Annotated in this window: 18 protein-coding genes and 3 pseudogenes; 2 read left to right on the forward strand and 19 right to left on the reverse strand. The window is 63.1% G+C overall.

Translation table 11 applies throughout. From position 1 onward, the window contains the following. Positions 1 to 10: 10 nt before the first annotated feature. Positions 11 to 292: a hypothetical protein gene (locus IVA87_RS15275; protein WP_247334072.1), complete on the forward strand. Its 282-nt coding sequence runs from the start codon at positions 11 to 13 to the stop codon at positions 290 to 292. Positions 293 to 549: 257 nt separating this feature from the next. Beyond that, positions 550 to 1314 (forward strand): annotated as a pseudogene (locus tag IVA87_RS15280) (IS5 family transposase). Between the two features lie 165 nt (positions 1315 to 1479). Here the strand turns inward: IVA87_RS15280 and IVA87_RS15285 are convergent. The 19 genes and pseudogenes from IVA87_RS15285 to nifD form a co-directional block, all read right to left on the reverse strand. Further along, positions 1480 to 1764, reverse strand: coding sequence for a hypothetical protein (locus IVA87_RS15285; RefSeq protein ID WP_247334074.1), 285 nt, complete (start codon positions 1762 to 1764; stop codon positions 1480 to 1482). Positions 1765 to 2181: 417 nt separating this feature from the next. After that, positions 2182 to 3231: a type 2 isopentenyl-diphosphate Delta-isomerase gene (gene fni / locus IVA87_RS15290; RefSeq protein ID WP_247334075.1), complete on the reverse strand. Its 1050-nt coding sequence runs from the start codon at positions 3229 to 3231 to the stop codon at positions 2182 to 2184. A gap of 85 nt (positions 3232 to 3316) precedes the next feature. Continuing rightward, a pseudogene (locus IVA87_RS15295) lies at positions 3317 to 4218 on the reverse strand (hypothetical protein). Further along, entirely contained in the window at positions 4215 to 5765 is a 1551-nt protein-coding gene (locus IVA87_RS15300) for a hypothetical protein (RefSeq protein WP_247334076.1), read from the reverse strand. The pseudogene IVA87_RS15295 and the gene IVA87_RS15300 overlap by 4 nt, the downstream one beginning before the upstream one ends. Positions 5766 to 6047: 282 nt before the next feature. Then, positions 6048 to 7046: a polyprenyl synthetase family protein gene (locus tag IVA87_RS15305; protein ID WP_247334089.1), complete on the reverse strand. Its 999-nt coding sequence runs from the start codon at positions 7044 to 7046 to the stop codon at positions 6048 to 6050. Positions 7047 to 7194: 148 nt separating this feature from the next. Then, entirely contained in the window at positions 7195 to 8538 is a 1344-nt protein-coding gene (locus tag IVA87_RS15310) for a cytochrome P450 (RefSeq protein ID WP_247334077.1), read from the reverse strand. Beyond that, positions 8538 to 8954, reverse strand: coding sequence for an SDR family NAD(P)-dependent oxidoreductase (locus IVA87_RS35390; protein ID WP_346658363.1), 417 nt, complete (start codon positions 8952 to 8954; stop codon positions 8538 to 8540). Before IVA87_RS35390 ends, IVA87_RS15310 begins: the two co-directional genes overlap by 1 nt. 129 nt (positions 8955 to 9083) lie before the next feature. After that, complete coding sequence (locus IVA87_RS35395) at positions 9084 to 9353, reverse strand: SDR family NAD(P)-dependent oxidoreductase (protein ID WP_346658364.1); 270 nt, start codon at positions 9351 to 9353, stop codon at positions 9084 to 9086. Next, complete coding sequence (locus IVA87_RS15320; protein ID WP_247279043.1) at positions 9340 to 9648, reverse strand: ferredoxin; 309 nt, start codon at positions 9646 to 9648, stop codon at positions 9340 to 9342. Before IVA87_RS15320 ends, IVA87_RS35395 begins: the two co-directional genes overlap by 14 nt. A gap of 1 nt (position 9649) precedes the next feature. After that, positions 9650 to 10939 carry a cytochrome P450 gene (locus IVA87_RS15325; protein ID WP_247334078.1) on the reverse strand — a complete coding sequence of 430 codons (1290 nt, stop codon included), beginning with the start codon at positions 10937 to 10939 and terminating at the stop codon, positions 9650 to 9652. A gap of 94 nt (positions 10940 to 11033) precedes the next feature. Beyond that, positions 11034 to 11201, reverse strand: a pseudogene (locus tag IVA87_RS15330) (cytochrome); the annotation flags it as partial. A gap of 1065 nt (positions 11202 to 12266) precedes the next feature. After that, positions 12267 to 12551 (reverse strand): ferredoxin III, nif-specific, encoded by a 285-nt coding sequence (fdxB, locus tag IVA87_RS15340; protein ID WP_247279041.1) that lies wholly within the window; start codon positions 12549 to 12551, stop codon positions 12267 to 12269. Between the two features lie 13 nt (positions 12552 to 12564). After that, positions 12565 to 12765, reverse strand: a complete 201-nt coding sequence (locus IVA87_RS15345) for a CCE_0567 family metalloprotein (RefSeq protein ID WP_247297512.1) — start codon at positions 12763 to 12765, stop codon at positions 12565 to 12567. 7 nt (positions 12766 to 12772) lie between these two features. Continuing rightward, positions 12773 to 13243 carry a NifX-associated nitrogen fixation protein gene (locus IVA87_RS15350; protein ID WP_247279039.1) on the reverse strand — a complete coding sequence of 157 codons (471 nt, stop codon included), beginning with the start codon at positions 13241 to 13243 and terminating at the stop codon, positions 12773 to 12775. Between the two features lie 10 nt (positions 13244 to 13253). Next, positions 13254 to 13649, reverse strand: coding sequence for a nitrogen fixation protein NifX (nifX, locus tag IVA87_RS15355; protein WP_247334079.1), 396 nt, complete (start codon positions 13647 to 13649; stop codon positions 13254 to 13256). Between the two features lie 22 nt (positions 13650 to 13671). Further along, a complete protein-coding gene (gene nifN, locus IVA87_RS15360) occupies positions 13672 to 15054 on the reverse strand; it encodes a nitrogenase iron-molybdenum cofactor biosynthesis protein NifN (protein WP_247334080.1) in 1383 nt (460 codons plus the stop codon). A 9-nt stretch (positions 15055 to 15063) separates the two neighbouring features. Continuing rightward, a complete protein-coding gene (nifE, locus tag IVA87_RS15365) occupies positions 15064 to 16707 on the reverse strand; it encodes a nitrogenase iron-molybdenum cofactor biosynthesis protein NifE (RefSeq protein ID WP_247334090.1) in 1644 nt (547 codons plus the stop codon). Between the two features lie 119 nt (positions 16708 to 16826). Continuing rightward, complete coding sequence (gene nifK, locus IVA87_RS15370) at positions 16827 to 18386, reverse strand: nitrogenase molybdenum-iron protein subunit beta (RefSeq protein ID WP_247279069.1); 1560 nt, start codon at positions 18384 to 18386, stop codon at positions 16827 to 16829. Between the two features lie 80 nt (positions 18387 to 18466). Then, positions 18467 to 19969, reverse strand: a complete 1503-nt coding sequence (nifD, locus tag IVA87_RS15375) for a nitrogenase molybdenum-iron protein alpha chain (protein ID WP_247297508.1) — start codon at positions 19967 to 19969, stop codon at positions 18467 to 18469. Positions 19970 to 20897: the final 928 nt, after the last annotated feature.

Here is a 20897-nt window from a genome sequence, read left to right on the forward strand (position 1 = left end):
TAAGCGTGTGTTGGTCAAGAGCACTGTCGTCAATTGCACCGAGGAGCGGCTGGCCGCGACGGTCCGGCTGACTGCATCCATGGGGATCCGGACATTCCAGTGCTCATCGGTTCATGATCGCGGTCACATTTCAGAGGGCGGATCGACGATGTATGGATCGGCTTTCGCGCCTGTGCGCCAGGCCTTTGCCAGCCTGCGTGGCGCAGAGATGTCGCGCGTCGATGCTCGCCAGCCGACAGTTGTCGACGAGCTGCGCCCATGGACGATGGAAACCGACCCGGGGATTGGGTAACGCGCAGGTTGCATCGCTCGAGAGAACCCAGCGAGCCAGCGTCGAGCGGTTTGCCTCGTACATGCAGTTCCGCAGAGCCTCAAAATGCGACGGCGGGGTGCCGGTCGATCGAGCCAAGCCAAGCGATAGCTGAGCAGACTTGGCCGCACGTCCTCAATGTTGTGAGAACGAAGCGAAGCTATGCAGAATGCCGCAACCGAAGCTGTCCCAGGACCTGTACCTAAATAGCGCCAGGTGATTCCCTCTCCTGCGAGTTTTTGATTCGGGGGCGAGAGAATGCGCGCGGGTTTGTTTTGGCTGAATGATCGGCAATGGGGACGTATCGAGCCTCATCTGCCGACGGGACTGACGGGGCCGGATCGGGACGACGACCCGGGATCATTCACACGCTGCAGTCGGGTGCGCGATGGGGCGACTGCCCGCGTGAATACGGCCCTTACACGACCGTCTACAATCGCTTCAACCGCGGGGCCAAGCGCGGGCGATGGTGCGCAATCTTCGAAGCGCTGGCCAAGCCCGGCGAAGACGGCGTCGTGCTGTCGCTCGACGCGACCTCGATTAAAGCTCACCGGTGTGCCTCCGGCGGAAAAGGGGGGAGCACAATCAAGCAATCGGCCGCCCGCGCGGAGGCCGCACGACAAAAATCCATGCGCTGAGCGATCCGCTCTGCCGGCCGGTCGTGCTGCATCTGACCCGAGGCCAGAATGCCGATATCGCGGCGGCGCCCGATGTTCTGGCGCTCGGGCGGCCCATGAGCGCGCTCCTCGCTGACAAAGGGTATGACGGCGTCGACCTTCGCGGCGAAATTGTTCGTCGCGGCGCCAAGCCCGTCATCCCTAACAAATCCAACCGCGTTGTCATCCATCGCTTCAACAAACGCGCCTACAAAGGCCGAAAGTCATCGAGCGCTGTTTTTGCAGGCTCAAGACTTCCGCCGCATCGCCACCCGATACGACAAGCTGGCCGGGAATTTCTTGGCCACTGTTCATCTCGCCGCTCTCGTCGCATATTGGCTCAATTGAGTCTGGCACCTTCGGCGCCTGCCGGTAGGGCAGCATGCTTCCTAGCCGCGCCGTCAGTTCCATCAGCTCCGGTGTCGCTCGATCGGGACAAAGTTCCTTCGGCGGCGGAAAGCACCGACCATCCCTAGACGGCATTCCCGGCACAGCATCCGGGGATTGCGAACCTCAACGGTGCCGCAGACGGTTCGGATCGGGCGTGTCGTGTAGTCCTTGACGCGGTCGGAACGTATGGCACTCCGGGCAAACCCGGCGAAGAAGGGCATACGTCTCCGCCTCATGATTCACGACCGCGTTCTGCAGCGCTGCCATGATCTTCTTGCTATCGCCGATCGACAAGCCGATGTCGCCGTCGAATAGGCTCTCCCAGCTCTTGTCTATGCGGACCTCCTTCCGGCATGTTTCACCAAATTCGTTCCGGCCCTCGATCGTAAGCGTCCATTCCACCGCCATCGCTTTGTCTCAAAACGATGCTGATGGACTGCTCGAGCCTAACAACCCGTGTTTGACCCCAGAGAAGTTACCGGTCTCCTCACGACCGACCGCGCATGACTGGGCGTCAATGTGGATCGCTACTCCTTCATTGCAATGGACTTGCACCATCTACTCCTTGCCGGTCTCCCGGCCCACCTTGTTCCGACCCCTTCAGGGGCTCAGCTCGTTCGGCTTGGCCGATCACCCCGATCAAAGCATCGACATAAGCGTCAAATGCGGCTTCACTCTGAGCTGTCCAGTCGGGCATCGCCGGGCGCTTCCCTGATCACGAAGCAACACCCTAACAAATCCGCGCCAGCGCGAATCCACCCGCATCCGCGACTTTCTGACTCAGTAAGACTAGGCGCCCGCCGCCACGTGCGGGCGACGCCGGCATCAACCGGCGGGCAGATGCGCCGAGGGCAACAAGCGCGCCTGACGCAACGCCGCCAGATCAGCCGAGCCGGTGCAGAAGCAGGCGACGGCCAACTGGCGGATGACGATCTCGAAATGCGCGACAACCGCCTCGGTGGATACCGTAGCCGCGCGCAGCACGCCGGCCGCCTGCCCGGCGATGTCCGCGCCCAGGCGAATGGCCTTGGCTACGTCGACGCCGTCGCGGATTCCGCCCGACGCGATCAGCTTCACCGTTGGCAGCGCCCGACGTACCGCCTGCACGCCGGCCGGGGTCGGAATCCCCCAATCGGCGAACGCCATCGCCACTGCACGGTCGGCGGCATCGCGGGCGCGCTCGCCCTCCACCGCGGCCCAACTGGTGCCGCCGGCGCCGGCAACATCGATCACCGCCACGCCCGCCTCGACGAGCGCACAGGCCACCGAGGCGGACAGGCCCGAGCCCACTTCCTTAGCCACGATCGGCACGCCCACGCTGCGCGCGGCGCGAGCGATCTGCGCCAGGACGCCGCGCCAGTCGCGGTCGCCCTCCGGCTGTACCGCTTCCTGCAGCGGATTGAGATGGACGATGAGTCCATCGGCCTCCAGCGCATCCACCGCCCGGCGCGCCAGGTCCAGGCCGTCGGTCTCGCGCAGTTGCGCAGCGCCGATATTGGCCAGCAAGGGAATGTCTGGGGCCAGGCGGCGCAGCGCGCGCGTCAGCCCCTGGGAGTTGCGGGATTGCAGGCTCACGCGCTGCGAACCGACGCACATGGCGATCCCCAAGACTTGCGCTGCCTCGCTCAGATGCCGGTTGATGGCCTCGGCGCGTGACGTGCCGCCGGTCATGGAGCTGATCAGCAGCGGCGCGCGCATGGTCTTGCCCAGCAGCGAGGCGCGCAGGTCGATCTGCGTCAGGTCCAACTCGGGCAATGCGCAGTGTTCGAAACGGATGTACTCCCAGCCGGCGGCGATCGTGGCCGGCGCCGTTCGCCGATCCAGCACGATGTCCAGATGGTCGTCCTTGCGCCGGCTCAGGGCGGTGTCGCTCATGCTCGCTCCATCCGTCGCATCGGGCGACAGCGTTGCGTCGGATCGGACCGACGGCAGCGCGCGCACGCCGCCGCCTCCCGCGCGTTCAGGCCGGCGCACGCTGGCCTCCCCCGCAGCGTCGCTGCGGTAGCGGCTGGTCGAGGTCTGGTAGTACTGCCCGCGGATGGCCGCCATGGCCTCGATCAACGGTCCCCACGGCGCGGGAAAGCGTTCTGAAGCCATCACCCGGTGCAGCATGCGCGTATGGCCGGCCAGCTCGTCGTTGAGGAACTCCACCACAGGCATAGCCGGATAGCGCTGCAGCAGCAGGATCGCCGCGTTATCGGCCTCGCCGGCCGACCTGTCCTTGTCGCGTCCATGCAGATCGTTCTGCAGGCGCCCTATCGCGGAGATGAGCCGCAGGACCTGGCGAAACGCCGGACGCGCGCGCAAGGTCGCCATGTCCAGCCCCCACAGCAACGACAGGCAACAGAACACGTTCGTGTAGGCGATCGAATCGATGCCGTTGTGCAGGTATTCGGCGTAGGACCAGCATTCCGCCCCTGCCGCCTGCGCGTGTCCGGCGCGCAGCGCCGCGCAATAGCACCGGGTATCGGCAAGAAGCTGAGCATAGTCGCGACGATCGTAGGCGAGCGCGGCCAGCGAAGCACGCAGCACAGCGCAGCCCTCGAATCCGGGGAGCGCGCACGGCACGCCCTGCCCCAGCGCCTGCTCCACCGCAGCGAGCTGCTCCGGCGCGATCAGGCCAAGGTCGTTGCAATCGTCGAGCCAGAACAGCAGCGCCAGTTCGCGATAGAACGCCACGATCAGCGTTTCGTCCTGCGGATCGCGGCCGGTGCGGGCGCTGGTGTCGCGCAGGCTCGGGTGGATGCGCTGCAGGATGTACTGGCCGCCCCTGACCGCTTCCGCGGCATGCTCGTCGGCGAACCCGGTCAGGGAACGCCCCCACTCCAGCACCTGCTGCAGCGCGCGTTCGGTCTGAATCATGGCGCCGCTCCTGCTCCCTCGGCCGGGACGCGCCGCCCCCAACGAAGCGCCAGCCACAACCCGGCGAGTTCGGCCACGCGCACGACCCGGGTGGGGCAATACAGTTCCTTGCCGATCCACAGCTGCGTCTGCGGCAATGCATGCGCCGCATGGCGGGCGAGCATCCACTCCAGCGCACGCGCCACCGCCTGCGCGATGCGCCGGCGCCCTGTCGGCTCTTCGCTCCCGTCCATCACGTACAACGCGAACAGCGCATAGGCGGTTTCCTCGAATGTGGACGCGCGACCGGCGCCCCAGCCGCCGTCGTCCCGCTGCGCCTGCAGCAGCGCCGCCAGCGCGCGCTCGTCGCGCCACTGGGGCTTGCCTTGCGCCAGCGCAGCGATCGCATGCGCGGTGGGATACAGCCACGAAACGTGCCATTTTTCGTTGTCCCATAGACCGTGCGTGTTGCGATTGGCCTCGACGTAGGCGCTGGTGCCGGCGGCGGGCTTTCCCAACAGTCGCAACGCATGCAGGGCATGGATGTTGGTCGACACCGAGGCATTGCGCTCGCCGGGGAAGGTGACGAACAGCTCGCCAATTTCGAAATGGCGCAACGGATCGACCGCCGGGTCGCGGCCTGCAAGGCGCAGGACGCACAACGCAACGGCGGTGTCGTCCGCATCGGCCGCGAAGTGCAAGGCCGGTCCCAGACCGCGCATGCCCAGACGGGCGTCGAGCTGCGCGATGATCACGCGCACCGCCTCGCCGAGCGCGGGATGCGCGAACAGCCCGGCCAGATGCAGGGTGTACAGCGACCAGCATGGCTCGAACACATTGATCGGCCAGACGTTGGGAACGACACCTTCGATGCCGCTGCGCGTCGCCCGCGATGCCGCCTGCAGATACGCGTCGGCGCGCGCGACCTGCGGCGTGCTCCCCTGTGTCACGGCGTGCGCACGACACGCGGCGGTGGCCGCCGGACTGATGCCGATGCTGCCGTCGTCATCCGGGCATGCGGTGGTCAGCGACGTGCCCCAGGCTTCCCAGGAGTGCAGCAACGGATGGCCGCTCGGCAACGTCGCCACCGCCCCCAGCTTGACCAGGCACGCTTGCCGCAACGGCAACAGCGCCGGGTGGCGCGGAAACGCCACGCCGCCCAGCAAGGATGCGGCCTCGCCGCACAACTGCGGCAGGATCAGCTCCGCGCCGATCGGCGCGTCTTCCGGCACCGTCTGCGCGTAGGGATCGGGCTCGCGCTCGAGGAACCGGGTTGCAGCCTGGACTGCGTCGGCAGCGCCGGGAAGACGATCGGCACGCTGCAATGCCAGCAACGCCGCCCAAGTGGGCGCATGGCGGAACAGCGGGAACTCCGCGCTTCCCCATCCTCCATCGGCCTGTTGCTGCGCGATGAGCCACGCGTATGCGTCCTGCCGACCGGTGACGTTGCCGCGGAACTGTAGAGCTCGCGCCGTGTCATAGACGGACGGGCCGACGCTGCCGCCGTCGCTCATCTCGCTCAGCAGGTGGCGCAATTCGGAAAGGATCTGTTCAGACAGCGCGTTCACTCGGGATGTTCCTTCTGCAGACGGTTCGGGCAGACGCCGCGCACGTCGCCGCAGGCCCGTCGCGGCCCGGCGCATGGGCGGCGCCGGACGGTCGCCCTGCTCCGGCGCGGCGACGCGCCGATGCTGGCGCCGGTCCGCCGCATAGGCTTGCGCGCAGCGCGCCGCGGCCGTGCTGGGCAACCGCTGCGATCGCGCGCCGCGGACTCGGACACAGTGCAGCATGCACCGCTGCCGCCGGGCGATCGCAGCGGCACAGGGGCGACTCCATGCGGACGGGCGCGCTCATGCGCATGGCGCGTGGTTGAACAGATACGCGTTGGCCCGCTGCAGCATCTGCGCCAACCGTTCCGCACGAGGGCCCAGTGGAGCGATGGCCTCCCCGGCGTCGCGCAACAAATCCAGCGCGAACTGGCGCGCTGCCTGCAGCCCCATGATCGACGCGCAGGTCGGCTTCTGCGCCGCCGCGTCCTTGCCGGGGGTCTTGCCCAGCGTCGCGGTATCAGCTGTCGCGTCGAGAATGTCGTCGACCACCTGCAACGCCAGGCCGAAACAGGCGGTGTAGCGATCGAGCGCACAGTACAGCGCAGCGTGCGCGGCATCCTCCGCGATGGCGCATAGCGCGCCCATGCGAACGGACGCGCGCACTAGCGCTCCGCTCTTCATCCGGTGCATCGCCACGATCCTGTCCAGCTCGACGTGCTTTCCGACCAGCGACAGATCCATCGCCTGCCCGCCTGCGGCACCCTCGGCGGACACCGCCTGCGCCAGTTCGCGCACGAGCGCGATACGGTTGTCGCCCGGCGCATCCAGGCTCGCCAGGGTCAGGAAGGCGTGCGCCTGCAGCGCATCGCCGACCAGGATCGCAGTGGCTTCGCCGAACTTGACGTGCACGGTCGGGAGGCCGCGGCGAAGCACGTCGTCGTCCATCGCGGGCAGGTCGTCGTGGACCAGGGTACAGGCATGCATCATCTCGAGGGCGGCGCCGACGTTCTCGAGCATGTGCGCCGGCGTGTCAGCCAGTGCGCCGGCAGCCAGACAGAGCAAGGCGCGGGTGCGCTTGCCGCCATTCAAGGTGGCGTAGCGCATCGCCGCCATCAGCTCGGTCTCACCATTGTCTTCGGCGCAGAGAAGACGCGCCAGCGTCTGTTCGACCCGCTTTGCGCCGTCCTGCATCCAGATCTCCGGCAGCAGCCTGCCGGACGCGCCGCGCACCTGCGCGCCCAATCCGCCGAGCGCGGAAACGCCAGTTCGGTCGTCCTGTAGCGTAGAACCGGTCTGCATGTTGTTCATGTCCTTGTACCTGACACGGCCACGGCGAGCGCCGAGCCGCCGCGGTGTTGCCGGCGTCGCACCGAGCGCACGCGCCGAGTGCAGCAATGCCGCGCGTCGCCGGCGCCGCTGCCTCGCCACACGGGGATGCGATGCCAGCTCATGAGAATTCGATGCGGATTGTCATGGACGGATGTGCGGTCGGGTAATAGCGCCGGCCTTTTTCGACGCCGCTCAGCAACCGCGGCCGCACCCCGGCCTTGTGCATGGTCAGCGCCAAGGCGATGCAGAACTGCACCAGTTCCAGCCATACCAAGTGGTAGCCGATGCAGACGTGTGGGCCGGTACCGAACTGCAGCATGTCCACCGGCTGGATCGGCTCCGTGCGTTGCAGCCACCGCGCCAGGCGGAACTGATCAGGCGCCTCGTGCAGCAGCGCAGAGGTCGAGAAATGGAGCAGCGGGATGCACAGATGGGTGCCCGCGGGAATGCGCCGTTGGCCGAGTTGCAATTCCTGCAGCGCGCGACGCGGCAGGAGCGTGGCCGTCGGATGCACGCGCAGCGTCTCGCGGAACAGCGCCTCGGCGACCGGACACTGCGCCAGGTCCGCGTGCCGGGTCGGCACCGCGCCCACGCGTTGCGCCTCCTCGACCAGGGCGTCCCACAGCACAGGCTGCCGCGCCAGCTCGATCACCATCCAGGCCATCGTCGAGGCAGTGGTGTCGTGACCCGCAAGCAGCAGCAAGCGGATATTGGCGACCAGGACGTCATCGGAGAGCGCATCTTCGCTGCGATCGAAAGCGCTCACCATCTCGTTGATCAACCCCGTGCGCGCGGCATGCGCGCGCACGTCGCGGACGAACTGGCGCAACTGCGCGTCGATCCAGTCGCGGGCGGCGCGGCCGCGCCGCAAGGGCAGTCCGGGCAGGTCGACCGGGGGCGCGACGATCAACTGCACCACTTGCCGGTACTTGCGATGCCATCCCGGCAGGTCCTGCGCGGGGATTCCCATGAGGCTGAAGATGAGCTTGAGCATCAGGTCGCCGGTTTCGCGCAGGATGGTTACGTCGCCGCGGTCGCGCCACGCCTGCACCCGTGCCCGGATGACGGGCACGAACAGGTCGCCGATGCCGGCCTGGGTCAGCCCCTTGGGCAGGAACGCCGCCTTGATCGCATCGCGCGCCTGCCGGTGCGCGCCGCCGTCCTGGGTAACCAACGTTCCGCCAAGCAATTCGGGCGCGATCTCTTCGATCAGCGCCGAGGACACGTCCTTGTGCCGGAGCAGTGCGAACGCATCCGGATCCACGCAGGTCATCAGGTGTCCGGCAGGGCCGAAATCCAGCCAGAAGTGGCTGCCCAGCGTCCGTTCCGCGCGCCGCAGTAGGCGCGGCAGGTCGCAGACAATGGCGGGAAGATGCCCGACCAGGGGGAAAGCGCCGGGCACGACCGGGATGTCGTGCCGCAGCCGGTGCCGACGGTCCAGCGGGTTGAGCAGCATGTCCATCAGCAGCGCGGCGCCGCGGCCGCTTCGGCGGTGTGCCGGCAGGCCGCGCGGCGCGGCTGTTGCCACCGTCGGCGTACGTCGGCACATGCGCCAGCATGCCGCCGTCGATGCACACGACCTGGCCGGTGATGAACGCAGCATCGTCGTAGAGCAGGAATGCCATCAGCGCGGCCACGTCCCTCGGGCCAGCCGACGCGCGGCAGGAGCTGGTGCCGGCGCAGATGCCGTTGCATGCACTCGTGCAGCTTGGCGAGGAGACGCTCCGTCATGACGAGACCCGGCGCAATCGCGTTGCAGCGGATCTGCGCATGACCGTACTGGGTGGCGAGCGAGGCCGACAGCATTTTCATCGGCGCCTTCGACGCGGCGTAGGACGTCTGCGCGGTGTCACCGCTGAGCCCCTGGCACGACGACATGTTGACGATCGCGCCACCGCCGCGGGCATATGGCCTGCCGGCAGCAGAGCAGCATGCCGCGCAGATTGGTCGCCATGTTCTGATCCCAGACCGCCAGGTCCAGGTCGAGGATCGCACGGTGGCGCGGGGTCAGATGCATGTCGCTCCACCAGCAGGTCGACACCAGCGAAGTGCCGCTCCGCAGTCTCGAGCAGCGCTGCGCGCATCGGCGATGTCCATGGCCAGGGCCAGCGCGTGGCCCGCTTCGGCCGCGACCTGCGCGGTGCAGGCGATGGCCGCCGAGCCATCAATGTCGGCCACTACCACTCTGCCGCCCTCGCGTGCGATGGCGAGGGCGCATGCCTTGCCAACGGCGCCGGCGCCGGTCACCACGGCCACCTTGCCTTCAAACCGTGCCATCGTGTCCTCCTGGATTGCGTTGGTCTTTCGCGGCATGCCGCTCGGCCCCCGCAGGAGAAGGCGCAGGGCCGACGCTGGCGCGCTCGTCATCACCAGCGTCGCTTTCGATGACCCGAATGGCGGCGACCGGGCACTGGCTGGCCGCGAGTCGCATGGCGGCGTGCAGCGCCTGCGGGACCGTCGCCACGCACACTTCGGCCACACCGTCGGGTTCGCGTTGGCGAAAGGTGCCCGGCAGCGTCAGCACGCACTGCCCGCTGGTTGCGCACATATCCTGGTCGACCAAGATGCGCATCTCAGCCCCCCTGCGCATGCAGCCGCACCGGCAGCGCGCGGAACGTCCTAAGGAACTCGGAGGTCTCCCGCGTCGGCGGCTCGGCCAATGCCAGCGTGGGGAAGCGCGCCTGGATCCGCGGCAGGCTCTCGGCCAACTGCACCCTGGCCAGTTGCGCACCGAGGCAAAAGCGGATGCCGTGGCCGAAGCTCAGCATGATCTTCCCGTCGGTCGACATGCCAGGACTGGTGCCGTAGAACCGCGCGGGATCAAAGCGGTCGGGATCGGCGAAGGCGTCCGGGTCGCGATTGCCGGCCGCGATCAGCACGCGCACGTCCGCGTTCTTCGGGATCACCACGCCGCCCAACTCGATGTCGCGCTGGGCGATACGCAGAGTGGCGCTGAACATGACGGGCGAGTCGCGGCGCAGGACTTCTTCGACGAATGCCTTCACCCCCACGGCGTCTCCCTGAAGCCAGTGCCGCTGTTCGGGATACGCCAGCATCGCCAGGACCGCATGGTCGATGGTCGCAGCAGTGGTTGCGAAGCCGCCCAGCAGCATGCCCCAAAGCATGCTGATCAACTCCGCATCCGACAGCGTGTCGGCATCGTCGTCGTGTGCGCCGACCAGCATCGACACGATGTCGTGGCGGGGATCGGTGCGCTTGCGCTGTATGAGGTCGCCGAAGTAGGCCTGCACCCTGGCGCTGGCCGCGTCCGCCGTGGCGAGCTGGGCGTCGCTGGCGTGCGGGCCCAGGCCTTTCAGAATGGGGTCGATGACGGCGGCGAGCCCGAACATGTCGTCCTGGGGCATGCCGAACAGTTCCGCCAAGACCAGCATGGGCAAGGCCAGCGCGAATTCCCGATGCAGGTCCACCGCCTCCCCGCGCTCCAGCGCGGGCGCCATGCCATCCAGGCGCGCTGCGACGATGCGCGCGATGCTCGGCCGCAGGTTGTCGATCTGGCGCATGGTGAAATCGGGCGAGATCAGCCGGCGCAGACGCGTATGCGTCGGCTGGTCCTTCATCGCTAGTGTAGACGCCAGCAGATTGAGTGATAGGCTGCTCGCCGCACGCGGGAAGTGGCGCGCCAGTTCGCCCGGCGCCGGTGCCCGAAACGCATCGCCCGTGGCCGTGAGCGCCCAGTAGATGTCGGCGTGGCGGCTCAACAGAAAGAGGCCCGACGCCGCGCGATGCACGGGATCGTGCTCGCGCAACCAGTGCATAAACGGATACGGGTCGTGGATGCGCGCTGGCGACGCCAGTTCGGCGAAGGCGTCCCGGCATGCTGCCGTGGTTTCTTGCACGTCCATCTTGGTTACCTGTTGGCTGGCTGATCTGATCGGCGCGCGCCAGGCGCGCCGGCAAATTGCGGAGAACATCGCGATTCCCGGCGGCGTCCGAGCATCACCAGAGCACCGGAAACCCCTCGAACCCGCCAGTGATGATCTCCTTGCGCAACTTCGCTCCTTCGGGCGCCACGGCCAGGCGCAGCGCGGGAAAGCGCTGGAAGATCGAACCGAACACCACCTTGAGTTCAAGCCTGGCCAGCGCCACGACGATGCAGTAGTGCGGGCGGCGAGCCTGTTTGTTAGGGGGCGATTTCGCCGAGGCCCCCTTCCCATAGAATGCTATCTGATGCGGATTTGCCATTTTGCTTTTCTTTCTTCGCTCCATCGATCGCGATGTCATCCACGAAATGAAGGTCGGTCGGCGGCTCCCAGCTCGCAACGAAGGGTTTCAAAACTCGTGCCAATTTGGCCGACCCAGCAGAAGAAAAGATTGTGATTGCTTTTCAGCGGATTAGCCTGCGGCCAGACAAGAGCTCGGCGAAATAGGCCGGTGTCGCGGACCAACAAAGGCGACAGAACAGTGTCGGATAGTCATCAGACGTCAGACCGGCGACACCTTCTTTATCAGTTCTCCTGAATGACGATTCCAGTTGCTTAGTATATCCGGCCTCTCGCCGCTGTTGCAGCCAAGCCATGATGAGATCCACGCACGCCGTTCCCAATAAATGGTTGGGGCACGAAGCCCGCTTTTTTGCACAGGGTTTACGGTATGCTGATCCACTGTTTCGTCATCACTATTCGCGAGCCTTGCGATCGAGCTAGAAGCGTCAGGTAAACGCGGGATCTCTGCGTTCGTTGCCAGAACAGCATCTGTTCGAAGCGCTAACAAAGACAGTGCTCCAGATCGACTTCACGTCGGTCGTCATGAACGGGATGCTAGAATTCTAGCTCTTCGCGGGAGCGCTCCACGTCGATCTCGCAACATTGGTAAGCCGCGCCGTAGTGGCTTTCTATTCTGGCAGGCCGCTGGTCTCCTTGGTCAGTCGCTGCCGCTGTCCTGGGAGCTGGTGTTTGGCGCGCTCATCAGCCTGACCGATGCGGTGGCGGTCATGGGTACGCTCAAAATGTAAAGGCACCTGAAAGGTCGAGATGCAGGGCGAGTCACTCTTCAACGACGGTGTCGGCGTTGTCGTTTTCACGATCCTGCCGGCCTTCGCCGCCGGGGCCCATGCGAGGTCGCGGCCGATTCGGAAACTGCCGGCTTCACGCCAGAACAGGTAGGATCTGGGCGTTCCCTACCAGCTACTATCTGACAACTGGCTCGTCGATCTCGTCGGAGAAAGCTAAGTCAACCAGGTGGTGTGTGGGTCTGACAGTTTGTTGGGCACACCCGGGCGCAGGCGCTGCAGCCGATGCAAGCGCCTTCGTCCTTCAGCACCATGACCTTCTTTTCGAGCTCATCGTCGTCCTCGTCGAGATCGATGATCTCGCCACCCTCACTTAGCCCCTTCAGCGTCATGACCTCACGGCCGCAGATCTTGTAGCAGCGGCCGCAGCCGATGCACTTCTTGGGATCGATAGCAACCAGGTAGTCCGGCCTCCAATTGCGACCGTCGCGGGTCCTGAATGACATGGCTAACCGTCCGTTATGTTTTGTCCAGCGCCTGGAGATATTGGCGTTTGCTTTCGAGCTCGCTGAAGGCAGCGTGGGCCTTCTGGGCCACGCTCAGGATCGACGACCAGTTGACCGGCAGCTCCTCGGAGAGGTCGTGGAGGTCCATCTTGGCCTGAGCCGCCTTGGCCGACAGCTTCTTTATTTCCGCTTTCAGAATTTCGATGTCGCTCACACTTGCCTCAACAACTCGCCACTTCCGGGAACTTACGGATCATCTGAACGCCACTGTTGACGAATTTGTCGCCTTGATTGGCGAGATCAGAGAGATGGTCGAAACCAAAGCGATGCACGTCGCGCAGGTGCTTGCTCACGACAACGAGCCGGCCGCCGATCAGCACGATCCGACCGAACCCTTCGTGATGCATCTTCAGCATTGGCGAGATCATCACACCGGTCGCCTTCTCGATCGAGAGCGCAACGGCGTCGAAGAACAGCTCCAGCCGCCATGTCGTGTCCGGGTCGGGATTGCCGACGATCGGCAGCGCACGGCGCTTGCGCTTGTCGAGAACGTAGGGTTCGAGCAGCTCGAGATCCGTTTTGCCCTCCCAGGCGCAGTGGGTGTCCTGGGCGCGCCAGATCTTGATGAGCTCTTTCAGAAATGGCCCCTCCGCCGCGGCGGCGGCTGGAGTGACTTCAGAGGGATCGGCCATCTTTGTTCCTTCAGGCTTCGAAATCCAGCGTACGTTCACGGCTTTTGGTGAGCAGCTTCCGCAGCCAGGGCGGCGGCGACCCCTTCAGCACGGTTTCGAGTTTGACGCAAAGATCGTGGATGGGCTCTGGCTGCAGCACCTTCATGGGATGGATGTTCCTGGCGACGACTCGCGCAGCACCCGAGCCGCCAATCGCCGCAACATAGAGGATTGCGCACTCCCTGATCGCCTCGATCTTCGGCGCGAGCTTATCCTCATTGCCGTCTTCGGTGAGGTCACCCTCGAACTGGATCGCCTCAATAAACCGATGCCCGTCCGGGTCGACCTCGTAGATCGCGATGTTCTTGGCCCAGCCGAAGTGGGCATCGACGTGCTTCAAGTCCTGAGTGGCGAATGCAACTTTCATCCGGGTTGTTTTCTCTACCTGCTCAATGCAACTGGGGCGGATTGGCCTGCGGCCCGCCGCAGGTTGATCGCCAGGTGTCGGGCGTCGGCCCATGGTTGGCTTCGCGGTCGGTGATGATCAGATTGGCGATGTCAAAGATCAGATCGCGCGTGCCGCGATAGCCAGCGATCGTGAGGTGCGCAGCGCCAACGCGATCGAACATCGGAAAGCCGACCCGGAAGAACGGGACATTGAGTCGCGAAGCGGCCTGGCGGCCATGTGAATGCGACATCAAGAGGTCGCAGTCACGCGACCTGGCAAGCTCTTCAAGATCCTCCAGATCGCCGATCAGGACGTCCTCGGTCCTGACCCGCTGGAGCACCGGTGAGTTCGTCGTCGTCACCGCAGCACTTACCTGTGCGCCCATTTCGTGGAGCAAGCTGGAGAGATCGAATAACAAGTCCGGCTCGGCGCCGATCGCGAGCTTGCGGCCGCCGATATGGAAATGTGCATCCAGCATGGCGTCTGCCAGCTGTCCACGCTGCCGGCGATATTTCCAGGGCACCGACCGGCCGCTGATCTGGCTCAGGAAGGCGATGAATTCGTCATTTGGGACAAGGCCACAGAGCCGCTCGAACAGGCGGAACGGCGTGCCTGTCCGCACCTGCATGGCCTCGGCCGCACGGCGCATTTGTGCGCCGATCGCGATCGTCCAGGCCACCTGCCCCATGGTCGCAATCTCGTCCACTCCAATGCCCCCGATCGTGGTGGGCGTGAATTCGTCGGGGATGTGACCGTCCAGCGAACCGGCAACGTCCGGCAGGAACGAGGGCTTGAGCCCAAAATCCTCAAAAATCGTGCGAAGCTCGTCGAGATCGCCGGGCGTGAGGTGACAACCAGGTAGTACGTTGACGCGGGAGATATCGCGCGGTCTCGCTGTGTCGACCGGAGCCACAAGCACCTCGATCATCCGCGCCACTGTCTTGCCCCAGCCATCCTGAAAGGCATCCTTGAAATCCGGGGTCGAGACGTAGACAAGGGGGAGCTTTTCGAGCTTCGGATGCTTCTGTCGGATCAACCGGATGAAGGCTTCGACGTCATCGCCGTTGGTCTCAGTGACGCCAGTCGAATTGATGCCAATGATCTCGGGCTTGACGCGATTGTAGATGTTGAGGATCGCCTGTTCGAGATTCTCGTGGCCACCGAGCACGGTGGCAACCTCGCTCATGGCGGTCGTCTGCATCGGCACGGCTTCATTGAAATGGCGCACGAACAGCGTCAGCCCGAAGGAGGTGCAACCTTGCGGGCCGTGCAAAAGCGGCATCGCGCCGCGCAGGCCCAGGAAGGCAAATGAGCCGCCGATCGGCTGGCTCATTTTGAGCGGATTGACCGAACAGGCTTTCTTCGAGGTAGTGACGATCGCCATGTCGTCCCCCTACTCCGCCGCCTGCAGTGCCGGGGGCTGCAGATCGGAACGAATGTCCTTACAAGCAACGCACCGTGCGGTGGAATTGGTGCACGGCCTGGCGGGCTTGGCGAGATTCGGGCCATGCGCCTCAATCGCGCTCTCACCACCGCTGGCCTCACTTTCATTGGAGGAACTTATCGTATTGACGCCGTTCTTGCTCGCGTCCCGAACTGGATCAGCGGCTTGCGCATACATCTGCGCAACCGTCCTTGCCTGACGCTTCCGGTCGAACTCATCCCATGGCGCGGGTTGGCGGAGCTGATCCCATATCGGATTGTAGAGCGCTTTCTCGATCTCCTCCATGAGATTGACAATCCCGATATACCCCATGTAGGCGTGGCAGCGCTCCTGGTTGATATCGAGCCACGGCATCGCCGCCTTTAGTGCGACGAATTGCGACTTGCCGCCGGAGAGCATGATGTCGGCTTTTGCGTCCTTCAGCATCTTGTAGATCTCGCGAGGCGACATGTCCTCGATCATGTGGGCGTCCTGGCCCATTAATTCCTTGATACGTTCCTTGTCCTTCTTGGTCGATTTCTTCACGGACGTGCCGACGATCTCGAGTCCGGCCTCTTGCAAAGCGGCCACCATCGACCAGGATTTCACGCCACCGGTGATGAGAACAACCCTCTTGGCGGCAAAGCGTGGTTTGAAACGTTCAATCGCAGCCCAGGCTTTGGTCTCTTCGCGTGCGATCAGGGCTTGCGTGCGCTCCATCAGCTCAGCCGGCGCGCCGCGTTCGATCAGCATGCGCGCGATCTGGCGCAGTGAATCGCTGGAATCCTCAATACCGTAGAACGAGCCTTCAAAAAACGGGATGCCGTAGCGCTGCCTCATCTTGCGTGCGACGTTTATCATTGCCTTTGAGCAGACCATCATCGCGGCTTTGGCTCGGTGCGAATAAGCGACCTCGCGATACTTGCCGTCCCCCGAGATGCACGACAGGACCCGGATTCCGAGCTCATCGAGCAGCGGCTTGATCTGCCAGAGTTCGCCGGACAGGTTGTATTCGCCGATGATGTTGATGTCATACGCAGTGGTGTAATCGGGCTCTCCGGTACCGATGACGTGCTCCAGCAGTGCTTCGCCCGCGAGCTTGTTGCCAAGGTTCTTCGACCCCACAAATCCCGGTGCATTGATGGGAATGACCGGTTTGCCAAATTTGGCGGAGGCCGCCTTGCAGACCATATCGATGTCGTCACCGATCATTGCGGGCACGCATGTCTGGTAGACGAAGATGGCCTGCGGGTCGTATTTCTCTGTGATCTCCTTGACTGCCCTGTACAACCGCTTCTCGCCGCCGAACACGATGTCGGTCTCGCTCATATCTGTGGTGAAGCTTCTGCGCCACAGATCGGAGCCGGAGGAGGCGGAACCGCGATTGTCCCAGGAATTGCCCTCACAGGCGATTGGACCATGCACAAGATGGGCAACATCGGTGAAGGGCTGCAGTGCGACTTTGGCGCCATCGAAGGCACACCCACCGGCGACGCCGCCCGGCTTCAGCTGCTTGGTGCATCCATTCTTGCGCTCGACGTTCGACTTGCTCGCGTTCCTGGCGCAGCCCGGTTCGTTAAAGACGTCCTGTATGGTCGTGGGAAGCGAAGTCATGGCGTCTCTTTCGGGGATGTCAAGACATTCGCACAGACCAAGAGGATGGTCCGGCGGATAACCCGGGATCCCCACCACAGCGCCGCTGTTCCTGCGGACAATGAGGCGGGGCGCTCGCCTCAACGTATGATGTCGAAGCTGTAGTCTGTCTTGCCAACTGAGCTGGTTTTTCGATCGATCTCATCAAAGATCTTGTCGAGAATCTTGACCAGCACATTCATGCTACCCTGATAGCCCCACACTGGATAACGATGGTGATGATGGCGATCGAAGATGGGAAACCCGATGCGGATTAGCGGCGTTCCAGTGTCACGCTCGAGATACTTGCCATAGGTGTTACCGATCAGGAAATCGACTGGTTCTGTGAACAGGAGCGAACGCATGTGCCAGAGATCCTTGCCCGGGAAGGCGCGGCAGTTTTTACCGAACGGCGAGCTCGCGAACAGCGCCTGCATCTTCTGCTCCCAGGCCTTACTTCCGTTGGTCGAGAGCACGTGCGTCGGCTCAGCGCCAAGCTCCAGCAAGAATGCGGCCAGGCCATAGCAGAGGTCGGGATCGCCGTAGATCGCGAACTTCTTGCCGTGAACATGCGCGCTAGAATCAGCCATTGCGTCTACCAGACGCCCGCGCTCCCGCTCCAGCGCATTGGGAATTGCCTTGTTGGTGATACGCGACAGCGTCATCAGGAAATCGTCCGTGGCGCTGACACCCAGCGGGTGATTGAAGGCGACGACCTCCTGGTCGTGCCCCTTGATGAAGGGCAACGTCTTCTCCGTACAATATTGCTGCATGGAAATGGTTGCCTTCGCATGGACTGCGTTCGCGGCATCCTTTAGTGTGGTGCCGCCATCATACATGCGGAACTCGCCGTCGGTGGGGGTATCGAACACATCGCTGTTATCCGCGAGGATCGTGTAGCCGATCCCCATCAGCTCGAAGATGCGCTTGATCTCACGGATGTTTCCGACAGTGTAGCCATCGAAGCCACCGATGAAGTTGATCCAGTTGTTCGCTTTGCGCTGGAGTTTAGGCGCCGTGCCGGCTTTGCCATCCCAGAAATGCTCGAGGATGCCCTTGAGCGTGTTGTCGTAGCCCGTAATGTGGCTACCGACGAATGCAGGAGTGTGAGCGAATGGTACGTCGTAGTCCGCGGGGACTGAACCTTTTTCCTTCGATGTTTTGATGAAGGCGTTGAGGTCGTCGCCAATGACTTCCGCCATGCAGGTCGTGGCGACCGCGATCATCTTCGGCTTGTACATGTTGTAGCTGTTGGCAAGCCCGTCGGTCAGGTTGTTGAGCCCCCCGAACACAGCCGCGTCTTCCGTCATGGACGAGGAGACGCACGAGGTCGGCTCCTTGAAGTGCCGCGACAAATGGCTCCGATAATACGCGACGCAACCCTGGGAGCCGTGGACGAACGGCAGTGTGCGCTCGAACCCGAGCGCGGCGAACACCGCACCTAGCGGCTGGCAAGCCTTCGCCGGATTAACAGTTAGCGCCTCGCGGGCGAAGTTCTTCTCGCGGTATTCGGGCGTCTTGGACCATTCTCTGATACGGTCGACTTCGGCGGGATCGTGCGGATTCTCAAATAGCGCCTTCTTATTGGCCAGCATCTGCTGGTATTCGTCTCCCCGGAAAAGCTCAGAGTGGTCGAGGATGTGTTCGGCGTTCTGTGTCATCATGGCACTCTTCAGGTTCTTGTGTTCGTTCTCCTGCCCTTCCCTCCTCTGCGGAAGAAAGGGCCCGAGCGTCGGCTTTCCTATTCCGCCGCCATGAGGCTCGGCCGCGGAGCGTCCTTCCATGGTGCGCTGGTCTTCCCCCAGATCGGGGAGTTGATTGCCATGTCCATGTCTCGGGCGAAGATCGCGAAGCCGTCATAACCGTGGTAAGGACCCGAGTAGTCCCAGGAATGCATTTGGCGGAACGGCACGCCCATTTTTTGGAAGACGTATTTTTCCTTGATACCGGAGCCGACGAGGTCGGGCCGGATCTTTTCTACGAAGCGCTCGAATTCGTAGCCGGTGACATCGTCGTAGATCAGCGTGCCGTCCTTGACGTAGTGCTGGGCGGTGCGCTGATAGTCGTCGTTGTGACCGAACTCATAGCCTGTGCCGACAACATCCATGCCGAGGTCCTCATACGCGCCGATGACGTGGCGAGGACGTAGGCCGCCTACGAACAGCATTACGGTCTTGCCATCGAGCCGCGGCCGGTATTTCGCGGTCACCGCATCGACCAGCGGCTGATATTTCGCGATGACGCGCTCGGCGCCCTCCTTGATCTTATCATCGAAGAAGCTTGCAATTTTGCGCAGCGACTCCGCGATTTTGGAAGGCCCGAAGAAGTTGTACTCGCACCAGGGAATCCCAAATTTTTCCTCCATGTGCCGTGAGATGTAGTTCATCGAGCGATAGCAATGCAATATGTTGAGCTTCGCTTTCGGCGTCGCCTCCAATTCAGCGAGAGATCCATCCCCGGACCACTGGGCGATGACGCGCAGGCCCATTTCTTCGAGCAGGATCCGTGACGACCAGGCGTCGCCGCCGATGTTGTAGTCACCGATGATGGCGACGTCATATGGGGTCGGCTCAAATTTAGAGCTGGCTTCTGGGGCGCTCTTGTCGAAGATCCAATCTCGAACGGCGTCGTTCGCGATGTGATGGCCGAGCGATTGTGACACTCCACGAAAACCCTCGCACCGCACAGGCACGATGGTTTTGCCGCCATATTGCTTTGACTTTTCTCTGGAGACTGCCTCGATATCGTCACCGATCAAACCAATTGGACATTCGGACTGAATGGTAATGCCCCTGTTGAGAGGAAACAGCTCCTGCAGCTCGTCGATGAGTTTGGTGACCTTTTTATCTCCGCCGAACACGATATCCTTTTCCTGGAAATCGGAAGTGAACTGCAGTGTCACGAACGTGTCGATGCCGGTCGTGCCGACGTAGTAGTTGCGCCGCGAGCCCCATGAGTACTGACCACAGCCGACCGGACCGTGGCTAATGTGGATCATGTCCTTGATCGGCCCCCAGACCACGCCCTTGGAGCCCGCGTAGGCGCAGCCGCGGATGGTCATTACGCCCGGAATGGACTTGATATTGGATTTGACGCCACAATCCGACTTTCCCGCCTCGTGAACACTCAGATGCTTGGCGCGCCTTTTGGCGGTCTTCTCTGGGTAGACCTTCAACACCTCATCAATTAGCTGCTTGTTGCGCGCCTTGATCTCTGCGACGCTTTCGGTAGTTGCTCGGCTCATACAAATTTCCTTTCCATTGTCGTCTCAAATGAAGAAGCGACGCTTTTCCGGTAGATCGACGGATTTCCGATCCGGCGTTGAGGTGTAAAGCGTGCAAATCTCCATGGCCGGTCCTACCGAACGCAACTTCGCGGGCTTCCGGATCCAGCGGCCGATCATAATGTTGCAGCTCATCTCGGCTAAGCGCTTGCGAGCACCATGCGTGACGCTGTTGATTTGTCGACGGAATCGCTGACCAAGACGCGTCTCGGTGATGTCATGCCTGCCCTCCAGCGATTGGTCATATCGTCTTCTTTACTCGCTCGCGTGCCATCAGGGGGGCGGCCTGCCCCTCTGCATGTCGATGCAAAGGGCTAACAGCCGCCTGTTGCGCGAGGGTCTGCAACGAGTGTGCCAGCGGTGGTTGAATACAAAAACCCACGTCTGTAGAGCTAGATAGCTGCTAGGATGCGGATTGTTATAAAACTGACCCTGCGTGGCACCGACAGGCTTACCCGCTAAAGCCCTGTCTGAAACAAAACAATCACTTGCGCTCTCCGCCAGCGAGATGGCTAAATTCTTCCCCGCGCGCCGACGTCACTCCGGTGCGGCAGCTTTGCTTGGCGCACCCATCGAGCGATCGCAAACACCATCGGTTCGAGATGGACTTCAGCGCACGTAGATGCGCGCATGGTGTTTGCGATCGATCCTAAGAAAGTGGTGATTGAGCTGCACCATCTCTTCCGGAAGACTAAGAGAACTCAGTTGTCAGCAGAACGCTTTCTTTCACTTACGCGCGATCTTTCGCTTCGCTCGTCATTCCAGTTGATCTCGTGGAGACGCGCTCTAACACTACTTTGGCAGATTGTCGGATTCCTCTGAATTTTTAGGATTCCCGAATCGATTTTTCAATGATTCATGGGTGGTCGGCTCTTGGAGGGCTGACCAT

The organism is Bradyrhizobium sp. 147, from assembly GCF_023073935.1.
In the GTDB taxonomy this organism is placed as follows: Bacteria; Pseudomonadota; Alphaproteobacteria; order Rhizobiales; family Xanthobacteraceae; genus Bradyrhizobium.

Excerpts from the sequence above, each read along its gene's own strand:
- IVA87_RS35390 (WP_346658363.1), bottom strand. The coding sequence starts at position 8,954 with ATGTCGTCGTGCCAGGGGCTCAGCGGTGACACCGCGCAGACGTCCTAC.
- nifX (WP_247334079.1), bottom strand. The coding sequence starts at position 13,649 with ATGAAAGTTGCATTCGCCACTCAGGACTTGAAGCACGTCGATGCCCAC.
- nifN (WP_247334080.1), bottom strand. The coding sequence starts at position 15,054 with ATGGCGATCGTCACTACCTCGAAGAAAGCCTGTTCGGTCAATCCGCTC.
- nifD (WP_247297508.1), bottom strand. The coding sequence starts at position 19,969 with ATGAGCCGAGCAACTACCGAAAGCGTCGCAGAGATCAAGGCGCGCAAC.
- IVA87_RS15350 (WP_247279039.1), bottom strand. The coding sequence starts at position 13,243 with ATGGCCGATCCCTCTGAAGTCACTCCAGCCGCCGCCGCGGCGGAGGGG.
- IVA87_RS15285 (WP_247334074.1), bottom strand. The coding sequence starts at position 1,764 with ATGGCGGTGGAATGGACGCTTACGATCGAGGGCCGGAACGAATTTGGT.
- IVA87_RS15320 (WP_247279043.1), bottom strand. The coding sequence starts at position 9,648 with ATGCGCATCTTGGTCGACCAGGATATGTGCGCAACCAGCGGGCAGTGC.
- IVA87_RS15325 (WP_247334078.1), bottom strand. The coding sequence starts at position 10,939 with ATGGACGTGCAAGAAACCACGGCAGCATGCCGGGACGCCTTCGCCGAA.
- IVA87_RS35395 (WP_346658364.1), bottom strand. The coding sequence starts at position 9,353 with ATGGCACGGTTTGAAGGCAAGGTGGCCGTGGTGACCGGCGCCGGCGCC.
- fni (WP_247334075.1), bottom strand. The coding sequence starts at position 3,231 with ATGAGCGACACCGCCCTGAGCCGGCGCAAGGACGACCATCTGGACATC.
- nifK (WP_247279069.1), bottom strand. The coding sequence starts at position 18,386 with ATGACACAGAACGCCGAACACATCCTCGACCACTCTGAGCTTTTCCGG.
- fdxB (WP_247279041.1), bottom strand. The coding sequence starts at position 12,551 with ATGTCATTCAGGACCCGCGACGGTCGCAATTGGAGGCCGGACTACCTG.
- nifE (WP_247334090.1), bottom strand. The coding sequence starts at position 16,707 with ATGACTTCGCTTCCCACGACCATACAGGACGTCTTTAACGAACCGGGC.
- IVA87_RS15310 (WP_247334077.1), bottom strand. The coding sequence starts at position 8,538 with ATGGACATGCTGCTCAACCCGCTGGACCGTCGGCACCGGCTGCGGCAC.
- IVA87_RS15305 (WP_247334089.1), bottom strand. The coding sequence starts at position 7,046 with ATGCAGACCGGTTCTACGCTACAGGACGACCGAACTGGCGTTTCCGCG.